At 64.8% G+C, this 22,300-nt stretch carries 18 protein-coding genes; 8 read left to right on the forward strand and 10 right to left on the reverse strand.

The genetic code is table 11. The features are described 5' to 3' along the window. Nucleotides 1-52 precede the first annotated feature (52 nt). Nucleotides 53-1,156 (reverse strand): hypothetical protein, encoded by a 1,104-nt coding sequence (locus ABH935_RS45435; protein WP_370384220.1) that lies wholly within the window; start codon nucleotides 1,154-1,156, stop codon nucleotides 53-55. 318 nt (nucleotides 1,157-1,474) lie between these two features. Between ABH935_RS45435 and ABH935_RS45440 the strand changes: the two genes are divergently transcribed. The 3 genes from ABH935_RS45440 to ABH935_RS45450 all read left to right on the forward strand — a co-directional run bounded on the left by ABH935_RS45440 (nucleotide 1,475) and on the right by ABH935_RS45450 (nucleotide 5,295). Next, complete coding sequence (locus ABH935_RS45440) at nucleotides 1,475-3,094, forward strand: ATP-dependent endonuclease (protein ID WP_370384221.1); 1,620 nt, start codon at nucleotides 1,475-1,477, stop codon at nucleotides 3,092-3,094. Then, nucleotides 3,091-4,728, forward strand: a complete 1,638-nt coding sequence (locus tag ABH935_RS45445) for a UvrD-helicase domain-containing protein (RefSeq protein ID WP_370384222.1) — start codon at nucleotides 3,091-3,093, stop codon at nucleotides 4,726-4,728. The genes ABH935_RS45440 and ABH935_RS45445 overlap by 4 nt, the downstream gene beginning before the upstream one ends. A 354-nt stretch (nucleotides 4,729-5,082) precedes the next feature. Continuing rightward, the gene (locus ABH935_RS45450; RefSeq protein ID WP_370384223.1) at nucleotides 5,083-5,295 is read left to right on the forward strand and encodes a hypothetical protein; all 213 of its coding nucleotides are present in this window, start codon (nucleotides 5,083-5,085) and stop codon (nucleotides 5,293-5,295) included. 488 nt (nucleotides 5,296-5,783) lie between these two features. Here the strand turns inward: ABH935_RS45450 and ABH935_RS45455 are convergent, their stop codons facing one another. From ABH935_RS45455 to ABH935_RS45470, 4 genes are read right to left on the reverse strand one after another with little or no spacing between them, the layout of a single operon-like run. Further along, complete coding sequence (locus tag ABH935_RS45455) at nucleotides 5,784-6,269, reverse strand: hypothetical protein (RefSeq protein WP_370384224.1); 486 nt, start codon at nucleotides 6,267-6,269, stop codon at nucleotides 5,784-5,786. Continuing rightward, nucleotides 6,266-6,952, reverse strand: coding sequence for a hypothetical protein (locus ABH935_RS45460; RefSeq protein ID WP_370384225.1), 687 nt, complete (start codon nucleotides 6,950-6,952; stop codon nucleotides 6,266-6,268). Before ABH935_RS45460 ends, ABH935_RS45455 begins: the two co-directional genes overlap by 4 nt. 23 nt (nucleotides 6,953-6,975) lie before the next feature. Beyond that, nucleotides 6,976-9,129, reverse strand: coding sequence for a hypothetical protein (locus ABH935_RS45465; protein WP_370384226.1), 2,154 nt, complete (start codon nucleotides 9,127-9,129; stop codon nucleotides 6,976-6,978). Further along, nucleotides 9,129-9,764 (reverse strand): hypothetical protein, encoded by a 636-nt coding sequence (locus tag ABH935_RS45470; RefSeq protein WP_370384227.1) that lies wholly within the window; start codon nucleotides 9,762-9,764, stop codon nucleotides 9,129-9,131. The genes ABH935_RS45465 and ABH935_RS45470 overlap by 1 nt, the downstream gene beginning before the upstream one ends. 232 nt (nucleotides 9,765-9,996) lie before the next feature. Between ABH935_RS45470 and ABH935_RS45475 the strand changes: the two genes are divergently transcribed. Then, on the forward strand, nucleotides 9,997-11,478 hold the full coding sequence (locus tag ABH935_RS45475; protein WP_370384228.1) for a helix-turn-helix domain-containing protein: 1,482 nt from the start codon (nucleotides 9,997-9,999) through the stop codon (nucleotides 11,476-11,478). Continuing rightward, a complete protein-coding gene (locus tag ABH935_RS45480; RefSeq protein ID WP_370384229.1) occupies nucleotides 11,447-12,160 on the forward strand; it encodes a toll/interleukin-1 receptor domain-containing protein in 714 nt (237 codons plus the stop codon). Before ABH935_RS45475 ends, ABH935_RS45480 begins: the two co-directional genes overlap by 32 nt. Here the strand turns inward: ABH935_RS45480 and ABH935_RS45485 are convergent. Genes ABH935_RS45485 through ABH935_RS45495 form a run of 3 tightly spaced genes read right to left on the reverse strand, consistent with a single transcriptional unit; the run spans nucleotide 12,138 to nucleotide 14,826 of the window. Next, complete coding sequence (locus ABH935_RS45485; protein WP_370384230.1) at nucleotides 12,138-12,344, reverse strand: hypothetical protein; 207 nt, start codon at nucleotides 12,342-12,344, stop codon at nucleotides 12,138-12,140. The genes ABH935_RS45480 and ABH935_RS45485 overlap by 23 nt on opposite strands. Then, nucleotides 12,332-12,478, reverse strand: coding sequence for a hypothetical protein (locus tag ABH935_RS45490; RefSeq protein ID WP_370384231.1), 147 nt, complete (start codon nucleotides 12,476-12,478; stop codon nucleotides 12,332-12,334). Before ABH935_RS45490 ends, ABH935_RS45485 begins: the two co-directional genes overlap by 13 nt. Before the next feature lie 41 nt (nucleotides 12,479-12,519). Then, entirely contained in the window at nucleotides 12,520-14,826 is a 2,307-nt protein-coding gene (locus tag ABH935_RS45495) for an NB-ARC domain-containing protein (protein WP_370384232.1), read from the reverse strand. 186 nt (nucleotides 14,827-15,012) lie between these two features. On the opposite strand from ABH935_RS45495, the gene ABH935_RS45500 reads away from it, so the two are divergent. From ABH935_RS45500 to ABH935_RS45510, 3 genes are all read left to right on the forward strand, one after another. Then, on the forward strand, nucleotides 15,013-15,597 hold the full coding sequence (locus ABH935_RS45500; protein ID WP_370384233.1) for an RICIN domain-containing protein: 585 nt from the start codon (nucleotides 15,013-15,015) through the stop codon (nucleotides 15,595-15,597). Nucleotides 15,598-15,886: 289 nt separating this feature from the next. Then, nucleotides 15,887-16,393: a GntR family transcriptional regulator gene (locus tag ABH935_RS45505; protein ID WP_370384234.1), complete on the forward strand. Its 507-nt coding sequence runs from the start codon at nucleotides 15,887-15,889 to the stop codon at nucleotides 16,391-16,393. Nucleotides 16,394-16,551: 158 nt separating this feature from the next. Further along, nucleotides 16,552-17,109: a GNAT family N-acetyltransferase gene (locus tag ABH935_RS45510; protein WP_370384281.1), complete on the forward strand. Its 558-nt coding sequence runs from the start codon at nucleotides 16,552-16,554 to the stop codon at nucleotides 17,107-17,109. Between the two features lie 340 nt (nucleotides 17,110-17,449). Here the strand turns inward: ABH935_RS45510 and ABH935_RS45515 are convergent, their stop codons facing one another. After that, complete coding sequence (locus tag ABH935_RS45515) at nucleotides 17,450-18,433, reverse strand: LacI family DNA-binding transcriptional regulator (protein ID WP_370384235.1); 984 nt, start codon at nucleotides 18,431-18,433, stop codon at nucleotides 17,450-17,452. 307 nt (nucleotides 18,434-18,740) lie between these two features. Then, entirely contained in the window at nucleotides 18,741-21,902 is a 3,162-nt protein-coding gene (locus ABH935_RS45520; RefSeq protein ID WP_370384236.1) for a lectin, read from the reverse strand. Nucleotides 21,903-22,300 lie beyond the last annotated feature (398 nt).

Genomic DNA, 22,300 nt, shown 5'->3' on the forward strand with positions numbered 1-22,300 from the left:
CCCGAACCGGATGCAGAACCGGCAGCCCTGATCGCCTAACAACAACACAGGATCACCCGCTGGCCACCCCATACACCACCAGCGCGGACGTGACCATGGGAAGAGTCGAAAACTGTTCCAGAAGCGTGACCATGCCGTGGCTTGAATAGCCCTTTCCCCATATGCACAACCACGCTTCCGTGAGCCCGGGGATCGTGCAAACCTTTTCAAAAGTGTCGGCGTTTTCCACAAGCAGCACACCGCCAGCGCGGCATCGGAGGTCACCTACCGTTTGCAGACCCCGTGCAGGCAGTGCGATCCATGGATCGGCCGTGGACGCGTCAGCCGCGACACTTCCAATCCACCACTCGAGCGGACCCCTCACGCGGATGTCCGTGTCGGCGCGGTCGAGAGCCTGGTCGAAGCTTATGCCGATGAGATTGGTGAAAGCCGCCGCACGTTCAGGCGTCCAAGCCTTCGAGTTGCGGAACGCGCGCCCCGCAACGTCGTGAGCGGTGAGCTTCGGCAAGGCTTTGTCGTGATGTGGCCACCAGATGACGGCGGCTCGGATCGCGTTCTCGTACACGCTCCAGGCCGCCGTCGCTGTTGCGCTCTTCGCGGGAACACGCAAGGGCGTTCCTGCGGGGCAGGCGTCTAACAGGGCGCGCTCCTCGTCGAGCTTCGGAACGCTGCTCATCAATTGGATGAGTTCGGCGCGCAATGCGTCTGGATCAGGGCGGCCTCGGAGATCGTTGAGCAGGTCGGCATGTTGAAGCGACCAAGCGTGGGAGCGTCGCCAACCCACTGGTAGAGCCAAGTCCAGGTTTTCATCGGTCTGGCAGCGCAGGACGACGCCCCCTGATCGAACGAGGGACAGGGCCGCTGAATGCACGCGGTTGATGCCGAAGTAGTCGACGATGGTCGACCAGTCACGTCGCCCCGCTTCCAATGCGAAAATCAAGTCACGAGTGCTGAGGTCTGCAGACGGTGAATAAGCACTCGAAGGCTCCTCCGCGATGAGGTCGACATCGGCTACGCGTAATCGTCCGCGCCGATCCCGCGGTGCGTGAGATTCGCGATCGCGCCGTACGGGAACGGTGACTGCGATGACTCCGTCAGGAAGGCCGCCGACCGGTATGCGGACGCGGCCTTCACTATCGCCGACAAGAAGATGCATCTAGCCCCCATCGTCAAGTCAATTACATACAGTTCGGCGAGCGTGGCAGTGAGTGGTCGATCGTATCAGGGCTCTTCATTGGCGGGGCGTTGATTCGCGATGCGATGGCTTGATCGAGGGCGGGCGCCATGGCCGTCGCCGAGCACGGCTCGGGCTGGCGCCAAACTCTTGCGCCGAAGCTTGTTCCGGTCCGGCAATTCGCGTGAAGCAGGCCGGGTCACCCCCGTACTCTGGTGCGCGTGATCAGAGCAACACGGAGCGAAGCCGGGTCGTACGGCGGCAGGCAGGGTACCGCGCAACAGGGTGAGGACACCGCCGATGCGCCTGGCTAGGGTCAAAGTCGCCAACTACATCCGGTTGCAGGACGTCGACATAGAGGTTCGGCACCACCTGGTCTTGATCGGCGCCAACGACGTCGGCAAGACCTCGCTGCTTCGGGCGGTGCAGGCTGTCCTGGGCCTCGGAGTGGGGCAGTTGTACCAGACCTACGGCTCCTCAGATCTGCGGGACCCAATGCAACCCCTCGTCGTCGAGGTCGTGCTGGAGGAGTTCACCGCGCAGGAGAAGACCCTGTTCCACCGTGAGATCGACGTCTCGCCCGACGGCCGCCGCGAAACGCTGACCGTCCGGCTGGAAGTCGCCCTGGATGAGGATCCCGAGCAGGTCGTGGTCAGCCGATGGTTCCCTGGCCGCGGCGACAACCGTCCGCCGAGCCGCGAGCAGATGGAGGCGTTCGGTTGGCGCTATCTGCCGGCCACCCGAGGCACCGGCAACTCCCAGCTCGACGGTCCGGCCAGCGCGATGCGGGTACTGCTGGACTCGATCGACCTGGGAGCCGAGCGTGGTGAGCTGGCCGCGATGCTCGCGGACTTCAACGCCAAGCTCGGCTCGAGTACCATGCTGGCCAAGCTGCGCGAGGACGTCGCTGAGCACCTGTCTCGTGCGATGCCCCGGCAGATCGGCGCCGACCACCTGGCGGTGCGCTCGGTCGCGGATCCGGCCGCCTCGGTGCTGGGGAACGTCGCGATGTTCCTACAGCGCGACGACGTATTCGTCGCGCTGAGCGACCAGTCCGACGGTATGCGCCAGCTGATGTCGATGACGTTGTTCCTGCTCGCGCAGGGGACGGCGAACGTCATCGCGATCGACGAGCCCGAACTGCACCTTCACCCCACCAGCCAGCGCACCGCGGCGAACCTGTTTGCCGGCGCGCAGAACCAGCTGCTGCTTGTCACGCACTCGCCGTTCGTCATGGAGCGATTCGAGCCGTCACAGGTGGTCGCGATCAGTCCGCAGGGCCGGGTACGTCAGCTGCCGACCTCGGCGCTGACCAACATCGACAAGCTGCGGGCCCGGTGGTGGTCCTCGCGGCTGCTGGAGGCACTGTCGGCGCGATCGGTCGTCCTGGTCGAGGGTGTGGCCGACCGGTACGTCGTCGAGGGCGTCGGTCGGGCCCTTGACATCGGGCTGGATCGTCTCGGCTGCACGGTGTTCGACATCGACGGTGCCGACAAGTTCCCCAACCTCTTCAATTTCCTCGGCCCCAAGGGCTTCGATGTCGAACTGTTCGGCCTGGTTGATGCGGACAGGAAGAATAAGTGGGTGGGAGCTTTCAACGACAAGCCCGCGAATATTCTGGGCCGCCGGATTTGGGTGTGTGACCCGGATTTGGAGGGCGAGTACTGCGCCGCTCTGGGAGGCCCGGCCGTGGCGAAGATCCTCATCAATGCGGGCGTCTGCAAGCAGGCGGACCTGCTCCAGACGGCCTGCGTCTCCGAGATCGAAGACATCACCGCCGAGAAGGCCGCGGAGTTCTGCCGCAAGAATAAAACTGAGACGGCCCTCGCCGTGGGCGGCGCCTTGACAGCGGACGACGCCGCCAGCATCACAAGCGTGGCGGACATGCTGCGAGCCGTCGCAGCCCGGAGCCAGACGTGACCGAACCGCTGACCGCTGCGTCGCTGGCCGCCACCCCCGGCGACGCGCTGCTGGTGATCGCGCCCCCGGGCACCGGCAAGACCGAGTTGCTGGCCCGCCGCGCGGCAGTACTGATCGAACGCCTGGAACCGCACCAGAAGATCCTCGCTCTGACATTCTCCAACAAGGCCAAGCGCAACCTGGGAGCCAGACTGCAGCGCGAGCTTGGCGCCATCCGGTTCCGCCGCTACATCCGGGTGCGCAACTTCCACGGCCACGCCGCCGAGATCTTGCGCTCCCACGGGCGCACCCTCGGCCTGGACCCCGCCTTCGCAATGCCCGATGCCCGTACGCTCACCCGGGCGCTGGAGACGGAGGTCGGCAACGACTGGCCGGCCCGGGAGGCGATCGCACGGGCCCTTCGGGAGGCCAAACGCGGGCCCCTCGACGACGCCGAAGTCGCCGCGCTGCTTGACGATATCGACTTGCGGGCCGCGAACCTGGAACGCGGCCGAGTCGCCGCAGGGATCCTGCACTACGACGACCTCCTACGGCATGCCCAGCGGCTTCTCCACGTGGATGCGATCGCCGAGCTGTACGAGCGGCACTATGGGGCGGTGCTGGTCGACGAGTTCCAGGATCTGTCGATGCAGCAGCTGGACCTGGCCACCCGAAGCTGCACTGCCAGCCGCACCTTCGTCGGCGACCCCCTGCAGGGCATCTTCACGTGGGCCGGTGCTCAGCCGGCCGAGGTGGAGGCAACGCTGAGGCAGATGTGCGGCAGCCCGCATGCACTTACCGTCTCCTACCGTTCCTCTCCAGCGGTCCTGGCCGTCGTCAACGCCGCGGCCGAAGAACTCGGTGGCGAGCAACTGGCCGCCGCCGACCCGTCCGCCTGGCGCGTCGGCGGGGCCGCGTGCGCCGTGGAGTTCGACAGCACCACCGAGGAGGCCGAGGCGATCGTCGAAATATGCGAGAGCATCCTGGCTCAAGACCCCGACGTTTCCATCGGGGTCATCGTGCGCGCTTCTTGGCGGCGCAAGGAACTGGATGACGCCTTGGACAACGCGCACGGACTGCCACGCTATCGCTGGGACCTGGCGATCGATGACAGCGTGCTGGCCGAGCGGCTCCGGGACGCCTTCCGGGCCCTCCCGGCGACCAGCACCGTTGAGGAACTGCGAGATAGAGTCCTAGCGCTGATCGACCCCGCGGACGTGGATACCTACCAGCAGGCGGTTGAAGCCTTGGAGATGTTGGAGGAGCTTGCCGGACCGGCAGGGCCGGCATCCAAAGCCCTCGACCAGCTGACCATCCGCGCTGACGATCGGCCGATCGAACCGGGCGTGCATCTGCTCAACGCGCACACAGGTAAAGGGCAGCAGTTTGATTGGGTGATCGTCATTGGGTTGGACGAAGGACACATCCCCTACTACCTGGCCACCGACAACGAGGCAGTAGCCGAGGAACAGCGCGTGCTGCTCGTCATGCTCTCCCGTGCCCGACACGGACTCATCCTCACCAGGGCGCAACTGCACGTGTCCAAGGCAGGCAAACCGTACCCGAGGAGTCCCAGTCGATGGTGGCGACTGGTCGCTGACCCGTGCGACACCCCCTGGTCGGAACTGCGGCAGCATCTTGCCGGCGCAGAGTGACCAGACCGGCCTCTGCTTCACCACAGGCTTGGCATGACACCGTAGCTCCGCGCGCCGGCCGGGCGAGAATGAGCGCCCATGAACCCAGTCGTGTACATGCAACCAGCCCACCATGGACCGCTGTCTCTTTGTGGCCTGGCCAGGAGAGTTGAACGTGTGACCAAGGGGTTATGAGTCCCCACAGTTTCGCGGCACCGCAGCCTCCCGGCCTGCTGCTAAGACACTTTTGGTGTTGGCCCGTGTCAAGTCTTGCCGCGTATTTGCCGAGGCTCCGGGCCAGATCGGGCCGGCAGCAGGAGCCAGTCACCGCAGGCGTGGTCATGTCCACTGTAGTGGTGTAAGTAATATTCAGCAGTGAATCCCCAGGTCACGCCTATCGCATTGGGCATCTGGGTCATGATCGTGACGGATCGGCCACCAGCAGGCCGGTTCTTCATAACCATGAAGATCACCACGCGCTCGGGCACGTCCTGCATCCCGCCGGCGGCGAAGATTGAGCCGACCTTTAAGGAACTTAAGGGCCACGGCGACTCCGACTTCGCCCCGTATGGTTTGGCTGATATCTGAGGCTTGTACAGCTGTGATCGAGAGCCCTGGCCGGAAGCTGATGGGCGATCGCGGCGGCGATCCGGCCGAGCACCGCGGGATCCCCTGGAGCAGGTATTTGTCCAGACGGCGCCGATCGACGCCTTGAGTTTGCAGGTTGAGCGCGCGGGCGGTCCTTGCCGCAAGCCGTCACCGGATCCACACGACGTTCGAGGAATCGTCCACCGAACGAACCCTACCTTGGGCGTTGACCGTCGGGATGGGCGGCGCTTAGTCAGCGGGGCAGCCTAGGCGAGCCTGGTGTTGCCCACCGTCTGGCACCAGGCCGTCGCGGTGCTGAACTGGATGCCCAACAGCTTCCTGAGGATTCCCGTGGGTTCCGTCAACGCGCTGATAACTGCTGACGGTTGCCGCACACCGCCCCAGCACCGACATGTCTCAGGCGCTGCAGGTTACTCGGCTGCTGAACCGCTGATCCACGGCGCCCGCCGGCTGTTCGGCCTGGCCGGTCAGTCGGGCTCCGCTGACGTTCCATCAACGGAGCCGTCGGCGATATCGTTGAGGAAGACGGCTGGCGATGCACTCCCGGCGCTCGCCGAGTCGACCAGGTCCACTACCTCAGCCACCGCGATGTACACGCGGCGGGCAACGGCGCGGTTGAATCCGTTGAAGGCGACGAAGCGGGAGCGCATTCCGAACAGGAGGGCGGCGACTTTCGGCCCTGACAACTGGGCTTCGACCATGGCGCCAGGCGGGCAGGGAATCGCTTGAGGCGCGCTCCAGTCTTGGAAACTTCGCATCAACTCAAGGATCACATTCCAGGTGTCGGCGTGGCACCGAAGCGTGATCGTCGAGATACCGGCTGCCTTGGTCAGACGCCGTCCATGTCCGATCCACATCGATGTTCTCTTATACTTGGCCGCGCCTTCGGGCGCACCTTTTGGACGCAACATGGTCTTGAAACCTTTGAGGAGAGGGGATCTGCGTGCGGTCACGCCCGCGGACCGTGCACGGTATCGAACCGGTCGAGGAGGTCCAGGTTGTCGTGGTCGCGGATGCTGTCACGTAGGGTCGAGACCAACGTCTCGACATGACGAGGGTGGAGACGGTCGAAATAGTCATGGAGGATCTTCGCCGTCGCAACCCACGCATTGGCTGGCGACCATTGCCGAACTTCGTCGGCCAGGGATTCCAGCTCTTCGATATGCCTATCAGGAATCTGCCTGCCTTGTTCGATTTCCTCGGCCAGCAAGTAGAGTCTGAGCGCCGCCTTGTCGCGGATGACCTCCCTTTCAAGGAACGCCATCCGGGCGCGTAATCTCTCCCGCTCAACCGCGTCCACCTTCGCGACCTGGCGGGCGTTAGCCAAACGACCGGCCACATCGGCGGTCTCGCCGTCGACTCGGACGACTATCCGGGCCCCCGCGACAACGGCTCCCACCCCACGCCTCGACAACGACGATGACAGGTGGAGATTGACGTCCTGCTCCGCTGCCCAGGGGCGCAGGACATCGCAGCGGGCCAGTGCCGGTTCGGCGATCGCGCGGACGGTGGCGCACGCATTTCGCTGTTTGTCCAGCGAACCGGCATCGGCTCCCTGAACTGCCACGTGGTACTCGACATCGAAGCTGAAGCCGTCTTGCCCGGCGGCTCGGTCGCTGAAGGAATCGAGCCACACCTCGCGGCCACTCCCCAACCACCTCATTCCGCGGGGTCCTCCTCGCCAGGGCCGTCAGGAGCAGTACCGTTCGACTCGCGCTCCCCGAGTCGAACGACTTGACTCATGAAGATGCCCGCCGGAGTCTCGTCCGCTGGTCCGGAGGATCCGCGCCAGAAGTAGGCGCAGTTTTCAAGACGCCTGTGCGCCCGCCGGCTGTCCGCTGTGACCCGTTCGAATACGGACATCACGTCGGCGGCGACGTCCGGAGCCACCAGGGCGGCGTCGAACCAGGGGAGCAATGCCTTACCGAGAGCATCGCCCTTCATCTCGGACTCCAGCAGGCAACGCCACCCCTTCGCGACGAGGTCCAGGTCCTCCTCGCTTGCCACCGCCCGCACCAGCAGATCGGGGCGACCAGCGGCGGTCGGCGAGGGAAGCGCGGCCACCCGGGTGAAGATGTTCCGGGCAGCCCGGACATGCGTCGCCACGCCGTCCGATTCCCATTTGATCAGCTGTTCAAGGAGCTCTCTCCCGGTCTCAGGCTGCTTCCAAAGAGCGACTACAGCCTGCTCAGCCGCAGTGACTACCTCAGGCTCATCGCTCTCGATGAGGTAACTGAGCCGCACCAGCGCCTTGTCGGTGCTGAGCTGCCCGAAGTCGCCGCCGCAGACCACCGCGACCGCTATGCGCCGCTGGACGCCGAGCTGCTTCGACCAGTCCAGCATCATCCGTGCGACATCACGGCCCAACGTGGGGTGCAACGCGGCTGCGGTGAGAAAGCTGCGAGCCGCGGTCCTCGACTCTTCCTGTGCGCTCCACAGGTCGATGACACGACCGAGTTGGCCGACCCGCTCCGGAGTCATGATCAGGTCGAACAGGACATCGGACACGCGGGTGGCCACGGCGGCACGCGTCGCCGGCCGGATAGATTCGCTCTTCGGCAGCCCGGCGAGCCAGGTGATGAAGGCGTCATGGTCGTCGGGTCGGTCTTGCCAGTAGTAGGCGAGAACAGCTTCTGCCCACCGTGGCCTCGGGAAGACAACGCTTTCATCGTGGTCGGTGTCTGCCCGGATCGTGTCCAGCAGCTCGATGACGCCAGGTCCGCTGTGCCCGCTCACCCCCGCGACCACGTCGCGGAACACCTTACAGAGTCTCTTCGCCTCGGCATACGCGACTCCCACCGAGAACCCACTCAACACTGCCGTCGCAAGCAGGAAATTGCGTTCGAAGGCTGTTCGTCCCGGCGCCTTGTGCCAATCCAGCAGGTCCGACCGCCACTGCGCCCGACTGGCCACGACGCTTCTGACACGCTGCTGGAAGTCGGCGTCCTCGCTGGTCGTTCCCGGCTTCAGGTCGGTACCGTCCAGCAAGGGCTTGAAACCGGGTGCGACCGCCGTCTCGATGAGCTGCGCGATCTTGACGGCTTCCCGCGGCGCCACCTTGTTCAGCAACCTCCTGATAGCGGGGTCGGTGAACCAATCCGCGAAGTCACGGTCCGGGACGCGCTCCTTCAGCCATTTCTGAGCAACCAGCACCGGATTCGGCGGCTCCAGATCGTGCACCAGGCTGTCCGGCGCGTATTGGCCGATCCAGCCCCACTGCTCGTCTTCCGTGATCACGATCAGATAGGAGTCCGACTTCCTGAGTATTGCCGACACGGCTTTGAGCTCGACACCGAAGTCCGGCGAGAGATCGGTCTCCTCTCCGAGCACGGTCAGGTCCATGAGATAAGCCTGATATTTCTCGGAAGCCAGTTCGGCCGTGGGAAGCCCATTTGGCCCGCCCACACGCAGATAGTGCGGCCTGACATGCTCGTTCCTCGTCAATCGAGCGATCATGGCGACGGCCGCAGTTCGGGTTCCGCTGTCCGGCCGGTACCTCAGCACGACGAGTCGCTGATTGCTACGCAGCGCGGAGAACGCCGAGTCGAACGTCTTGCCGGGTTGGGCGAAGGTTCGGCGAACCTCGGCGAGGAAGTCGGACGGAAGTTTCGAACGCTTGCGCGCTTCGGCCACCACCACGCTGAGCAAGGTGAGGCTACCGTTATTGACTCCGACCTCGGATTTGATCCGGATTCCCGGCTGCGTGGGAGGTATCCTCAACTGCTCCAGCTCGGCATCGACGTCCGACATCTCCAGCGTCGCTACCTCCGTCTCATCATGACTGGTCGCTTCGACCGTCTGCAGAAGGTCCATCAGTCCCCCAAACTGGATTCATTCGCTTGATCGTGATGTGGTGTCTGAGCGGACTGCCTGGCTCCGAGATCGATGTCGATGCCCGTCAGCTCGCCGCTCTCGTGGACGGTCTTGACCCGCTGTACGACGTCGACGACAGTGTTCGCGGTGGCGCCGCGGATCTTCATTCCGGTCGTCGGGCCGCGGACGTCCCCAACCGTCTGCCGCACGCGCCGTGTCGGTCGTGGCTCGCCCCCGAACGTGAATCGCGTGCCGTAGACGTCCTCCAGTACGGCGCGTATGTGGCCGAAGCAGACCCTCAGTGATTCGTCGGCACCGTCGAGGTCCGCCGCCGGCCGGGCCGTGAACGGTTCGGCGATCTGGAGCAGCATCCGGAGGTCGCGCTCGCGGTCGGCGAGAACGGCGAGGTCGGGCCGCGCAGCCGAGTCCAACGGCTTGAAGACCTCGGGCACTGCGAAGACCACGCGATGCGCGCCCTTGTCTTCGCGCCGTACGCGAAGCAGCTCGGCGGCCTGGCCGTACAGAAACGTGATTCCTTGGGCGAGCGCGGCGCCGGCGAGCGCCGGTATCGCCACCGCGTCCGGGTCGGGCATCGGTTCCTCCAGATCTCGAGTGCGCCTGTCGGCCACGCGCATGCTCTGCGTAGCAGCGCAGAATTGATCGATAGTTGTCATGGCACGAAGCCATCGCGACACCATCGGCAGGTCAGCGGGTCAGCGCCGCTGCGGATAACGGCTGGCGATCAATGAAACTAGCAACGCGGAGCAGGCTTGAGAACTGTTGCCTGTTCACTCTGGGCCCCCTGATTGCTCCGGAGCGTCGCGAAGAGGACCCCCATCGGCCGGATTTCTCAGTACTTTGAGATTCATGGCACCATCGAACGGGAGCGGCCACGCGTTGCGAGATCTCCGCGAGGAGGCGGGCGTGAGCCTGGGGCAGATCGAGAAACTCACCGACTACACCAAGGGCCACCTGAGCAAGATCGAGAATGGGCTGCGGCCCGCGTCGCCACGCTTGGTGCGGGTGTACGAATCCTTACTCAGCCGGCCTACCGAACTACCCCCGCCACAGCCGTCGCGGCCTGTGAGCTCGCAAAGGCCTCCGCTCCCGGCGAGCTACGGCGGCGAGATCCTGCGTGCCAGGACCACCCTGGGCCTGTCCCAACGTGACCTGGCCGCGCTGGTGGGCGTGTCGCTCGGGTACGTCAGCAAGCTCGAGAACGGGCAGTCGTTCGGATCGCCGTACGTAGCTCGTCTACTGGACAAGCGGCTCAGGCAGGACGGCGCCTTGCTCAACCTGTTCAGCGCCGCGTCGACCTGCGGCCCGGATCCGGTGAGGATCCCGCGCCCGACGATCCTGGCAAAGGCAGTGCCGGCCCGACCCTCGGAAGCCGTCGAGGCGGCGGTCGCCGGAGCCGCAGCGGAGCTGGAACGGCTGCGGGTACACCGGCACCGCTTCGGACCGGCCGCCGTGGTGAGTCACGTCGTCACGCAGATCGTGGCCCTCCACGGGGCAGCAGCTGCGGTTTCAGTCAGGCAGGCACCCACGTTCCGCTATGTGGAAGCGCGCTACGCGGAGTACTTGAGCTGGCTCGCGGAGGAATTGGCTGATGCGGGGGCGATGCGTGAGTGGTTGATGGTCGCTGTGCAACTCGGCGCTGATTACGGCGACAGCGCCGTCGCAGGGTATGCAGCCATCCGCCGGGCGTCGACAGCGCTGCGAGCCAACGACCCCGAGACCGCCCTCGGCCATGTCCAGGCTGTGCTCTCGGACCCGGAGCTGCCTTCAAAACTGCGCCGCATAGCCCTGCAACGCGAGTCCCGGGCCAGAGCCCGCATCGGAGACCGAGAAGGATTCAGCCGGGTCATGGACGCCTTCTACGATCTCGTCGGCGACACACCAGCGCCGCCGGCACAGAACTGGGAGTGGGGTCCTTCATGGGACCCGCAGCTCGGCTCGTCGCGGCTGACCGAAGCCACAGGGCTGATGGAACTGGAGGAGTTCCGCATGGCAGCAGAAGTGTTCGCCACGACCATGCCGCGCACCTTCCCGGACGGGCACGAGTCGAACCCCTCGCTCCGGCACGCCCGGGTCTGTTTCGCCATCCGCGAGGCGACCGCGTACGCCCATGTCCACGAATGCGACCGGGCAGCGGACGTCATCGAGTCCTTCCTGCCCGCTGTGCCGAGCGAATCGGTCACCGTACGCCATGACCTGCGACGGCTTGCGTCGATCCTGTCCCGACGACGTGCAGCCCGGCTCCGGTCGCTGACCCCCGACATCATCACCCTGGCGCGGACCGCGCACCCACGGATCCGTGGCAAGCGACCGGAGGCCCCGAATGCCTAAGCGCAAACCGCTCATCTTCATCAGCTACCGTGGCGGCGGCGGCGATGCCAAGTGGGCTCCTGATCTCGTCCACCACGAGCTCGCCGCCAAGTTCGGCAAGTCGGCAGTGTTCAAGGCCGGACACAACCTGCGCGCCGGAGATGAGTTCCCGCCGAAACTGGAAGACATGGCGGCTTCCTGCCCCGTGATGCTGGTCTGCATCGGCCCCGAATGGCTCGCGGCGCAGAACGCTGACGGCACCCGACGCCTGGAAGACGCTCACGACTGGGTCCGCCGCGAGATCGAGCTGGCGCTCAAGAACGGCAACCGCGTGGTCCCGCTGCTGCTCGGAGACCGCGACGAGATCTCGATCCCGGCGCCGCACGACCTCCCGGCGGACATCGCGCCGCTGGCCCATCGTCAGGCGGTCCGGCTGGAACCCGGCGGCCGCCTGCGGATCACGTTGCCCGACCTCGCCACGCAGCTGGCCGACATGGTTCCTGAACTAGCCAAGCGGAAGCGGAGCCGCGACAAGAGCGGCATCAAGGCCGCGGCGGAAGTCGGCGAAGTGCAAGGTAAAGCCGTGGTCGTGCGCGCTGATGGAACCGAGCCGCGCAGGGTCGATGCCAAATTGAAGGCCGACGTCATCACCGCGACCGGCGAGGTGACGATCGTGGATCTCATCCAGCGGCCACGGACGTAAGCGTTGACGTGGTGTTGAAGACGGAGACCGCGCGAAAACCTGCACTCTGCAGCAGGCTCCGGCTCCGAGTCCGCATCATCGCCGCCCGCGCGCCGACCGCGACCGCGGTCTTGGCCTTCTTTATCGTCGTCGTGTGGACCCGCGCTTCGGCCAGCAGCCGCCACGTGTTCTTCACCACGACCACTCGTAGTAGAAGGCTAGGGACAGCGCCATGCCGACTAGCAGGATCAAGATGGTGCGGATCGGCTTGTGTCTACCTTGCAGGCACAGATCGAGCGCCACGATCAGGTTCAGCATGAAGCGCCCCGACTGTCCCAAACCCAGGGCACATCAGCGCGCCGTGCATCGCTTGCTACGAACTACGGCTGATTGACTGTTCGCAGCTTCTTTGCTTGTTCGATGTCCTCTGACATCTGTTGGGCGCGAAGGAACGGCATTGCCTTGTCGACGGCTTCGAAGGCTCCGGCCTCGTCGTCGATGCCGAGGCGTGCGATGGCTGTGTCGATCCACAGGCGGCCGTGCAGGCGGTCGTCGAGATCGCTGACGCGCTCGAGCGCCTCTCCGAGGATGGTCACCGCCTCGGCCGCCCTGCCGGATCTGACAAGCGCCCGGCCCCTCATCTGCATCATGAGCACGATGCCGCGCTCGTTCTTGATCGCGACGTGTTGCTGATACGCCTGCTCGAAGCATTTCAGTGCGGCTTCAGGGTCGTTCTTGTCGAGGCGGACGAGGCCGATGAACTCGTCAACCGATGCCCTCAGTATCTTGTCGGCGTGCTGTTCGTCGTCGTCGGCCGGCGCGGACAAGGTCCCGACGACTTCGAGGGCCCCATCGACCTGTTCCTGGGCTTCGTCGAGGAGTTCGGCTTCAGCTTCCCGTAGCGCGCGCGACAGCAAGCATCGCATTCTGGCCTCGTAGCGCTTGTTGCCGAGGCGCTGGGCCGAGATGACCGCGCACCGGAGCACGTCGACGGATACTCTGCCTGGGCGCCGGTTGAAGAGGTACGTCTGCAGCGGTTCGGTCATTTCGACGACAACTTCGTCCTCGCCGTCAATGAACGCCTGGTTGATCAGCATCACGACTCGGTCGAAGTGCTGTCCGACCCACATAAGCGCGGTCTGCTGCCGGGCAAACGGGTTGGCATCGGCGTCCAGCGCCACTTTGACCACCCGGAACGGGTTGTTACGCGAGATCGCCTTGTCGGCGTACTGAAGCATGATCGCGTACCAAGCGCGCAGTGCAACGTAGGCCTCCCGCTGCCGGGCCTTCGAGAATTCGCCTTCCTGCTCGAGCACCTCGCGAGCATGGATGCGGATCATATGGTTGGCTGAGAGCGTCGTTCCGTCCCCGGGCTGGTCTGTCCCGGCCGTCTCGTTCCAGGACTTGGCGATCAGGTACCGCCCAGTCAGTTCCCGCCGTGCCGCGCGCGTCCTTTCGAGCGAAAGTCCTGAGACTTCCGCAAGCCACGAGTCGCCGAATGCCGACATCTGGTCGGGCAGCAGACCAAGTGCTCGGTAAAGCTTGCGGGCATCCGCGGGCAAGCTCGCGTACGATTCGTCGAACACTCGCACCGTGCCCGAGCGGTGCGAGCGGAATTCGTCGATCGCGCCACCGCGCCGGGCCAGCCGGTGGTTCAAGTCAGTCATGGTGGTGCTGGGCTCCCTGTTCAGGATGCCGGCGACCATCATCAGGACCGCCGGGATGCCGGCACAGACGTCGACCACACTGCGCAAAGCGGCGTCGCTGTCCAGCTGGTGGGGTGCCACCGTGTTCTGGAAGTACGCTCTGGCCGCGTCTGCGTCGAATCCGCGCACCTCGCGATACTTGACGTCGGCACCCAGCAGGTCGCCGATCATCGTGTCCGCAGCCACAATGACCGTGCTGTTCGCCGACTGCGGAATCAGCGTCGCGATCTCGTCGGCGTCCTTGACGTGATCGAAGATGACGCAGATCTTCCTGCCCTGCGTCAGCTTGGCCCACCATTTTCTGGCGACTTCCGGCTCGGGCGGGATCAGTGCCGGGGGTAGTCCGACCTGCGCCAGGAGCACCCTGGCGACCTCGCCGGGGTCCGGCTCGTCAGAGTTCAGTCTGTCCAGGTCCAGATAATAGATGCCGTCCTCGAAGAAGTCCGTCCCATGATGACGGATCCAGTACAGCAACATCGTCGACTTCCCGATGCTCCGCATTCCGGCGAGGTACAGAAGTTTCGCCACGTCGCCTCGGGCGCAGGCGGCCTCGACGATCCACGCACGCTCTTCAACGCGATCGGCGAACTCTGTGGGCTCGGGCGGATAATTGGCATCGGTGCACCTGAACTGGAACTCGGGGCCGATGATGTCGGTCTCGATGTGCTCCGTCAGCATGGCGCGGTGCAAACGCGCGGACTGCGCGTCGTCGGAGTCGGCTAGCGTCAGCTGCGTCATCAGCCGTGCGATCTCGGCGATCGGATCCTTCTTCGCCTTGATCATTTTTCTCAGCTTCGGAAGTCGCGCGACCATCGCCCTCGCGAACGCGGCGGCGGCCGGCCTGCCCACCTTTTCGCCTGCGCCCTTTCCGAGAGCACCACCGGTCGCAATCAAGAACTTCTCGAGCGATTCCTTCGTGATCTCCTCAATCAACCCGGCCCCCACCCCACTCGTCGACCGCCGACTGCAGCCGAACTTCATCAGAGGTCTGATCCTAGACAACGCACCACTACCCGGCGCAACACTCCGCTACGGCAGTCGTGATGTACCCCGGCTGTTCGGGCACGTCACCACGTCGTCGGCAGCTCCCATCGGCCAGTCGCTCGACATGGGCCTCGCCTAGAGCGGCCTTGAGCTTCTCGTTCTCGCGCTCCAGCTGCGCCTCATGTGCCGAGGCTCCAGCCCTGCCAGCCACCCAGGGCAGCCCGACCAGAGTGCAGGAACTGCCGCTCCCAGCGCTCTACTCGGCCACGTTGGCTCGCTGCGCCGCCTCGACGACGCCACCTCACCGGCCAGGCGGTACTACGGCGACGGCGACCCGCGGCTGTTCGTCGACACCGCATCCGGGTACTTCTACGTTCTCTACGGCACCCGGATCGTCGGCAAGGCAACCCGACCACCCCGGTCTTTAGCGGCACCCACACGATCAGCGCCGCTGGCAAGGCTCTGGACGACCCCAACAACGCCACCTCGCACGGCACGCAGCTCATCACCTGGACGCCGAACAACGGCGCCAACCAGAACTGGGTCTTCACCCGGCAGTCCGACGGCTCCTACCAGATCGTCAACGGCGGCTTCACTACCCCTGGGACCACCGTCATCCAGTGGACCTGCACCGGCGGCACCAACCAGCACTGCACGGTCACCAAACAGGCCAACAACCTCTACAAGATCGTGAAAGTCAAATCTCTGACTCGCCCCGCGCCTATCCGCGCACGCCCTAAGAGGAGAATCTCCGAAGTCCGCTGGTAGCGGCGCCGACAGTCCGTTGGTAGTCGGATCCAGGTGGTCTAGGGTGGTCCGGGGCGAGCTGTGCGCTTTATCCAACGGATTTGTGAGTTGCTGCCCGCAGTACGACATGCTCGATCCGAAGCTGCCATCTGGGGGTCGACGTCCGGTTGTGAAGGCGGGGTGGTGGTGCCAGGAAACCCGGAGTTCTGGCGGGGTGTACAACTGGTTCTACTTGAGAGACTGGGGTAGTCGCCGAGGTCTATCAAGAGGGTTTGGGTGTATTGTTAGTAAACATCTCTGGGAGGTGCCAATGGCCATCGATCTGCACATCTCAAGGACGCTGTATCGCCAGCTTGCCGACCATCTCGGGTCGAAGATCTACAACGGAGACCTAAAGCTGGGGGAGCAGCTTCCGGCCGAACGTGAGCTGATGGATCAGTGCGACGCGTCTCGAAATACTGTCCGACTTGCCCTCGGTCAACTTGCGAACGAGCAGCCGACCGTGAGCGGTCGCGAGCGCTTTGTGCGGGCCAGTGCAACGCTGCTGTTCATGGACTACCGACGTGATCGCGCAATGGCGCTCGGGGGAAGCAATCGAGATCACCTGCGTCCGGCCCGCGAACAGGTCGCGTCGCTGTTGGAGCTAGAAGAGAACGAATCGACAGCCGTACGAAAGGGCATTCGCACATTGGATGGCGAGCCGAACTCCCTCTCAATGAGTTACTACCCCATGTCCATTGTGGCGACAAGCGAAATCATTCAGCTGCAAGATATCGAGCTGCATGCGGAGAAGAGGCCGAATGCCGGATCCCTATGAGCGCGACACCCGTCGTATCGGCGCGATTATTCCGATCCGGGGGCATGCCGGCTACGATTCAGAGGGAACGGCTGTCCGAATGGGTGTTGGGGTCTTGCCCGCTGACAAGCGCATCATTCAGTGTGGGTTGACCAGTGGGTGAGCCACGTGTGCTGTCGGTGCGCCTTGCGGAATTTAGCGATATTGACCGGACTGTAGCCATCATTCGTGAGGCAACGGATTGGTTAGCAGGGCGGGGTATCGGCTGGATTCGTTCTTTCCCCGGGGCAACGCCGCAGCGAGTAGTAGACGGCAAAGTCTGGCTAGCGACTATCGATGGTCAAGCGGAACCGATTGCAACTGTGGCCCTGATGACCGATGCGGATCCGGAATGGTGGGCGGACGACGAACGGGACGCCCTCTTTGTCCATGGGCTTGCCGTTCGGCGGAGCGCCGGCGGGCTGGGCGTGGGCAGCGCCCTCCTGGAGTTTGCCAGCGACCAGGCAGCGCGGAGGTCAATCCCGTGGGTCCGGTTGGACTGCAGCAAGAGCAATGTGGAGCTTCAGGAGTACTACCGACGACAGGGGTTCACCCATCGACGGACCGTGGACCTCCCGTACAGGAATTCGGGCGCACTCTTCCAGCGGGCAGCACGGCCAAGCGACGCCGTCCAGGCTCTCGACGATTTGGGTGACCGCTACTCCGTGAGTCTCGACTCGACAACTGGACAGGCGTAGGTATCTTTGGGGAGCGTAGCCCTGGTTCATAGCTTGCAAGTTCGAGTCACCTCGCCCAGGCGAACCGGCGTTAAAGCCCCGGCCGTGACCCTGATCGTTCGCGTTATGGCAGCCTGTTCCAACAGCGCAGCACTCGCGCTGAGGATGTCCTGGAGTGACAGTCCTCTTCTACAGGAGCTCCGCTGCTTGGCCTCTACTGACAGCCTTGAAACCACCCGCTACGCCAAACTGAGCGGCGTTGGCACCTCGGATGGGAATTTTTCACGCACAAGGATAAACGTAAAGAATCGCATGAGAATAAGCTACAGCGACAAGTCGACGGTATGGCCCTCGCGTGTTGTCACCCCACGGGTGCGGGCCCGGTCGAACACCGCACGACTAGCTCAGGGTCATGCAGCAGCTCCTTCGGCGTAGGCGCGCCGGTGAACTGGTTCACCAGCAAAGTCACCGCGGCCCGCGCCATCGATTCGATCGGCTGACGGATCGTGGTCAGCGGCGGGTCGGTGTAGTTCATGAACGCGGAGTCGTCGAATCCGACCACTGACACATCCCCCGGAACCTCGAGTCCCGCGCGCCGTATCGACCGGATCGCTCCGAGGGCCATCACATCACTCCCGCAGATGATGCCGGTGACGTCGTGTCGCAGCAGCTCGGTGGCGGCCGAATGGCCGCCTTCGAAGGAGAACAAGGTGAGGGCCACTGGTGGTGAGGCGACACCGTCGCGACTGCACCGCCTCTGGAACGCCTCGATTTTGCGGCGGGTCGGGACGTGGTCGCCCGGACCCACCAACAGCCCGATCCGGCGGTGGCCGAGCGAAGCCAGGTGCGTGTAGGCGTAGTCCACAGCCGCTGCGTCGTCGGTAGACACCTGCGGGAAGCCCTCGTAGTCAACCGCGGCGTTGAGCAGGACCACCGCGACCTCCCGGTCGATCAGGTGCTGGTACTGCGAAGCCTTCAAGCCTCCGCAGAAGACGACGCCGGACACCTGCTGGTCCAGCAGCATCGTGATGTATTCGGCCTCTGTCAGGCCGCCGGCGGTGCGCGTGCACAGCACGGGGATGTAGCCGAGCTGCGTCAGGCTGCCGCCGACGACCTCTGCGAGTGCCGGGAATATCGGGTTCAGCAGCTCCGGCAGCACCAGGCCGACAAGGCGACCCTTCATACCGCGCAGCTGCGAGGGGCGTTCGTAGCCCAGGGTGTCCAGCGCGGCGAGAACCGCGAGCCGGGTGGCGTCGGAGACTCCCGGCTTGCCGTTCAGCACGCGGCTCACCGTCGCCTCGCTGACACCGACTTTCAGGGCCACTTCGGCCAGGCGTGTGGGCATGCCACGGATGATGGCACGAAACCTCGGTGTTTTGCAGGCCTCGTAGGCTATAGCCGCACGGGGCGACGATTTTTTCGTAACTTCATTGCTCTCTTGCATCGAAATTCATCTGTCGGCAGCGTGTACTGCACACCGTGCAGCCGCTGGCGAACGCGGTACCGCTTTGGTGCTGGGCGGCAGCAGTGGCGCGGAGTGGCGTGCGGCGCGGCGCTGCCCGCGCTTCCTTCGAAGTCCGGCGAAACGATCGGCCGCGGAGCCGCGGCCGATCGTTTCGCCGGATGGCTGGTCGAGAATTCAGGCGGCTTGGTCAGGACGGCAGGTTCCACACCTGTGCCGGGGTGTTGTCACAGGTGTAGAGCTGGAGTTGGGTGCGCTCGGTGGTGGCCGCGTTCGGGTCGTCGAGGCAGAGTCCGGAGTGGGTGTTGATCAGCTGTCCGGAGGCGGTGGCGCGCCATTGCTGAGCGCCGGTCTGGTCGCAGTGGTAGAGCTGGATGAGGGTGTTGTTGGTGGTGCCGCTGTTGGTCGCGTCTAGGCACGCGCCCAAGACCTGGAGGGTGCCGTCCGGTGCCAGGGTCCAGTTTTGGGCGGGGGTGTTGTTGCAGGTGTAGATCTGGATTTTGGTGCCGTCGGTGGTGAGGGCTCCGTTGTCGTCTATGCACAGGTTGGAGCCGACTCCGGCGGTGATCGCGCCGGTGCGGGAGGCTGGTGCGGGTGGAAGCGTCCAGTTCTGGGCCGGGTTGTTGGCGCAGGTGTCGATCTGAAGTTGGGTACCGTCGCTGGTGCTCGCGCCGGGGTCCGCGAGGCAGAGTCCGGACTGTGGGTTGACCAGGTTGCCGTTGGATCCGGGTGTCCAGCGCTGGGCGCCGGTGTTGTTGCAGCCGTACAGCTGGACCGGTGTGCCTGGGGTGGAGGCTCCGCCGGCGACGTCCAGGCATTTGCCGAGTGTGCGAAGGGTGCCGTCGGTGGCGATGGCCCAGTCCTGGGCGGCGGTCTGATCGCAGTGGTAGATCTGTACGTGGCTGCCGTCGGTGGTGGACGACTGTGCGTCGTCGATACACAGGTTCGTGCCTGCGCCTGAGGTGATCGGGCCGACTCGCGGGCTTGGCGGTGCGATCGTGTCGCCGCCGTAGGATGGCGGGGCTTGGCTCGCCGCCGCCGCCCACGAAGTGTTCTGGTTCGTGCCGAGAGCGAAGGACAGGGTGCCCCCGGTGCTGATCGACGGCGTGGGCGCGTAGGCGTTGTTCCATGCCGCGCCGTTCCATGTCGCGGACTGCACGTAGGGGGCGTTGTCCGCCGCGCCGTTGCCGTTGATGGTCAGGGTGTTGCCGCCGGGCAGGGTGAGCACGGCCTGAGTGAACATCGGTGAGCCGAGGGCCAGGTCGGCGGTGCCTGGCGTCTCCGGGTAGATGCCCAGCGCCGACCACACGAACCAGGAACTCATCTCGCCCAGGTCGTCGTTTCCGTCGGCCAGGCCGTTCGGGGCGTCGGTCCAGATCTGGTCCTGGATGGCGCGGATCGTGCTTTGGGTCTTGTACGGTTCGCCGGTGTAGTCGTATTCCCACGGCAGGTTGATACTGGGCTCGTTTCCGACCCAGGCGTAGCCAGCGGCTCCGGTGAAGCTGCGCAGTGTGGTGTCCAGGTAGCGGTTCATCACTGCGGCACCGCCCTTGGCGGCGGCCAAGCCGCCGAGGTCGAAGGGCACCATACCGGTATAGATCCAGGAGTCCGCCTCGACGAAGTCGTTGCCGCTGGTGGGATCGAAGCCGGGCAGCCAACCACCGTCGGTGTTGCGGGGTTGGTCGAAGCCGCTGTTGGGGTTGAGCACGTTGCGCCAGTCCTGCGCTCGGTTGGCGAAGGTGGCGTGCGCTCCGCTGTTGCCCAGTGCGCCTGCGAACGCGGAGAGGGCGAAGTCGGCGGTGTTGTATTCGAGTGTGGTGGACACCGGTCCGTAGAAATTGCAGCAGCCGTAGGTGCCGTCGTGCGGCGTGTATCCCGGTGCGGCCAGGTAGTTCAGCCCAGGTCGTACGTTACCGGCGTTGGTGGCCTCGGCGATCATGTCGTTGAGGGCGGTGGCGGTATCGAAGTTGCGCGCACCGAAGGCGTAGTAGTCAGCGATGATCGCGTCGGCCGGGTCGCCGACCATGACGTAGGTCTCGCCATTGTTCTCGGACCATTTGGGGAAGATGCCGGTCTGGGCGTAGTCGTCGACCATCGACTGCGCGGTGTCCGAGGCCGCCGACGGGTCGATGAGGGCCTCGAGCTGTGCCTGGCTGCGGTAGATGTCCCAGCCGGAGTAGTTGCCGTAGGCGGCTCCGTGCCCGGAGTCCACGGTGTGCACGGAGCCGTCGAAGCCGGGGTACTGGCCGTTGACGTCGCTGATCACGTTCGGGTGGAGGAGGGAGTGGTACAGGGCGGTGTAGTACTCCTGCTGCTGTGCGGTGGTGCCTCCGCCGACCTGTGCCCGCCCGAGCAGTGTGTTCCACGCCGAGTGTGTGGCGGACTGGACGGCGGAGAAGTCCCAGTTCGGATTCTCCGCCGTCAGGTTGGCCCTGGCGTTGGCGACGGACACGTACGAGACGCCGACCTTGGCCAGGACGGTCTGGTTGCCGGTCGTGTTGAAGGTGACGTACCCGTTGTTGGCTGCGGCGTTCGGCGCGGTGCTTGACGCCTTCGGGTTCGGTGGCGTGCCATGCCAGGTGGGTTTGTTCGGGATCTCCGCGGCGTTCTTCGACAGGCCGGCGGTGGCCGTCGGCTTCGCGGTCGGAGCGGCTGCGGCCGTGCCGTTGCCGGTGAACGACTGGTTGAACTGCATGTCGAAGTAGACGGTGTAGTTGTTGCCGCCGCCGCAGAAATTGCCGCTGGTGGCCTGACCGCTGACCTCGGTGCCGTTCACGACGGTGAACTGGGTGTTGGAGTCTCCGTTCTGGCTGCCGTTCAGTTTGAGGACCAGGTTCGCCTGAGTGGTGGCGGGGAAGGTGAACCTGGCCATTCCGGTGCGGGGCGTGGCGGTCAGTTCGGTCTTGACGCCGTTGTCGAGCGACACGGCGTAGTACCCCGCTGATGCCGACTCGTTGGTGTGGGTGAACGAGTCGGTTGCCGAGGTGTTCACCGAGCCGACGGTTGGCAGGAGCGGGATGTCGCCGGCCGCGCCACAGCCCGGCCCTGCGATGTGCGTGAGACTGAACCCGGTGATTGAGGAGTCGTTGTACTCGTAACCGCCTCCGTCGGGCCGGGAGGGGGTGTCTGGACTCCACTGGACCATGCCGAACGGCGCGTCGGCGCCCGGAAAGTCGTCGGCGTTGTTCGTCGTGCCGATAAAGGGGTTGACCAGCGACGCGGGGTCGCTGACCAAAGCGGCGTGGGCGGCCGCGGAGGCCGGCGCGGCGGTAGTCAAGGCCGCCGCGGTGACCAGGGCGGTCACAACGGCGAGCCCGGTCCTGGATCTGGGGATTGCCTTGGTTTTCGCCATGCTCATCAGGGTCCTTTGAAAACTTCGTGTGGCTGGGGCTGGTGCGGGAGTGAGAGTGCTGTCAGGGCTGCGCGGGCGGAGCTCATGGATGGGAACGTTCACCCCGGAGTGTTCGTCAGAGCTCTTGTCTCGTCAAGATGGATGCGATGAGACCCCTCTCGGTGTTAAGGCTTCGTCATGTTCAGGGCGGGAATTCCCGGAGATCTTTATGCGCAAGTCAGTCGTGTTGTTTTTGCGCGTATCTTGCCAGGGTCCGTGGTTTTCGGTTCATGTTCGGGCGCGCTCCCTGTCGCGCGGTCGCGCGGGGCACAGGTCTGGCTAGCAGGAAGCCCTCAGACGACGGGTGTCAGCGCCCGTCGCCTATGCGCAAGTAGCTTGAAAATAATTTCGCTGTGTTT

The organism is Catenulispora sp. GAS73, assembly GCF_041262085.1.
Taxonomy (GTDB): domain Bacteria; phylum Actinomycetota; class Actinomycetes; order Streptomycetales; family Catenulisporaceae; genus Catenulispora.

What these genes read in the sequence shown, in the direction of transcription:
- ABH935_RS45495 (WP_370384232.1), bottom strand. Translation starts at nt 14,826, where the DNA reads ATGAAGTTCGGCTGCAGTCGGCGGTCGACGAGTGGGGTGGGGGCCGGG.
- ABH935_RS45435 (WP_370384220.1), bottom strand. Translation starts at nt 1,156, where the DNA reads ATGCATCTTCTTGTCGGCGATAGTGAAGGCCGCGTCCGCATACCGGTC.
- ABH935_RS45505 (WP_370384234.1), top strand. Translation starts at nt 15,887, where the DNA reads ATGGCCATCGATCTGCACATCTCAAGGACGCTGTATCGCCAGCTTGCC.
- ABH935_RS45440 (WP_370384221.1), top strand. Translation starts at nt 1,475, where the DNA reads ATGCGCCTGGCTAGGGTCAAAGTCGCCAACTACATCCGGTTGCAGGAC.
- ABH935_RS45515 (WP_370384235.1), bottom strand. Translation starts at nt 18,433, where the DNA reads ATGCCCACACGCCTGGCCGAAGTGGCCCTGAAAGTCGGTGTCAGCGAG.
- ABH935_RS45475 (WP_370384228.1), top strand. Translation starts at nt 9,997, where the DNA reads ATGGCACCATCGAACGGGAGCGGCCACGCGTTGCGAGATCTCCGCGAG.
- ABH935_RS45470 (WP_370384227.1), bottom strand. Translation starts at nt 9,764, where the DNA reads ATGCGCGTGGCCGACAGGCGCACTCGAGATCTGGAGGAACCGATGCCC.
- ABH935_RS45465 (WP_370384226.1), bottom strand. Translation starts at nt 9,129, where the DNA reads ATGGACCTTCTGCAGACGGTCGAAGCGACCAGTCATGATGAGACGGAG.
- ABH935_RS45520 (WP_370384236.1), bottom strand. Translation starts at nt 21,902, where the DNA reads ATGGCGAAAACCAAGGCAATCCCCAGATCCAGGACCGGGCTCGCCGTT.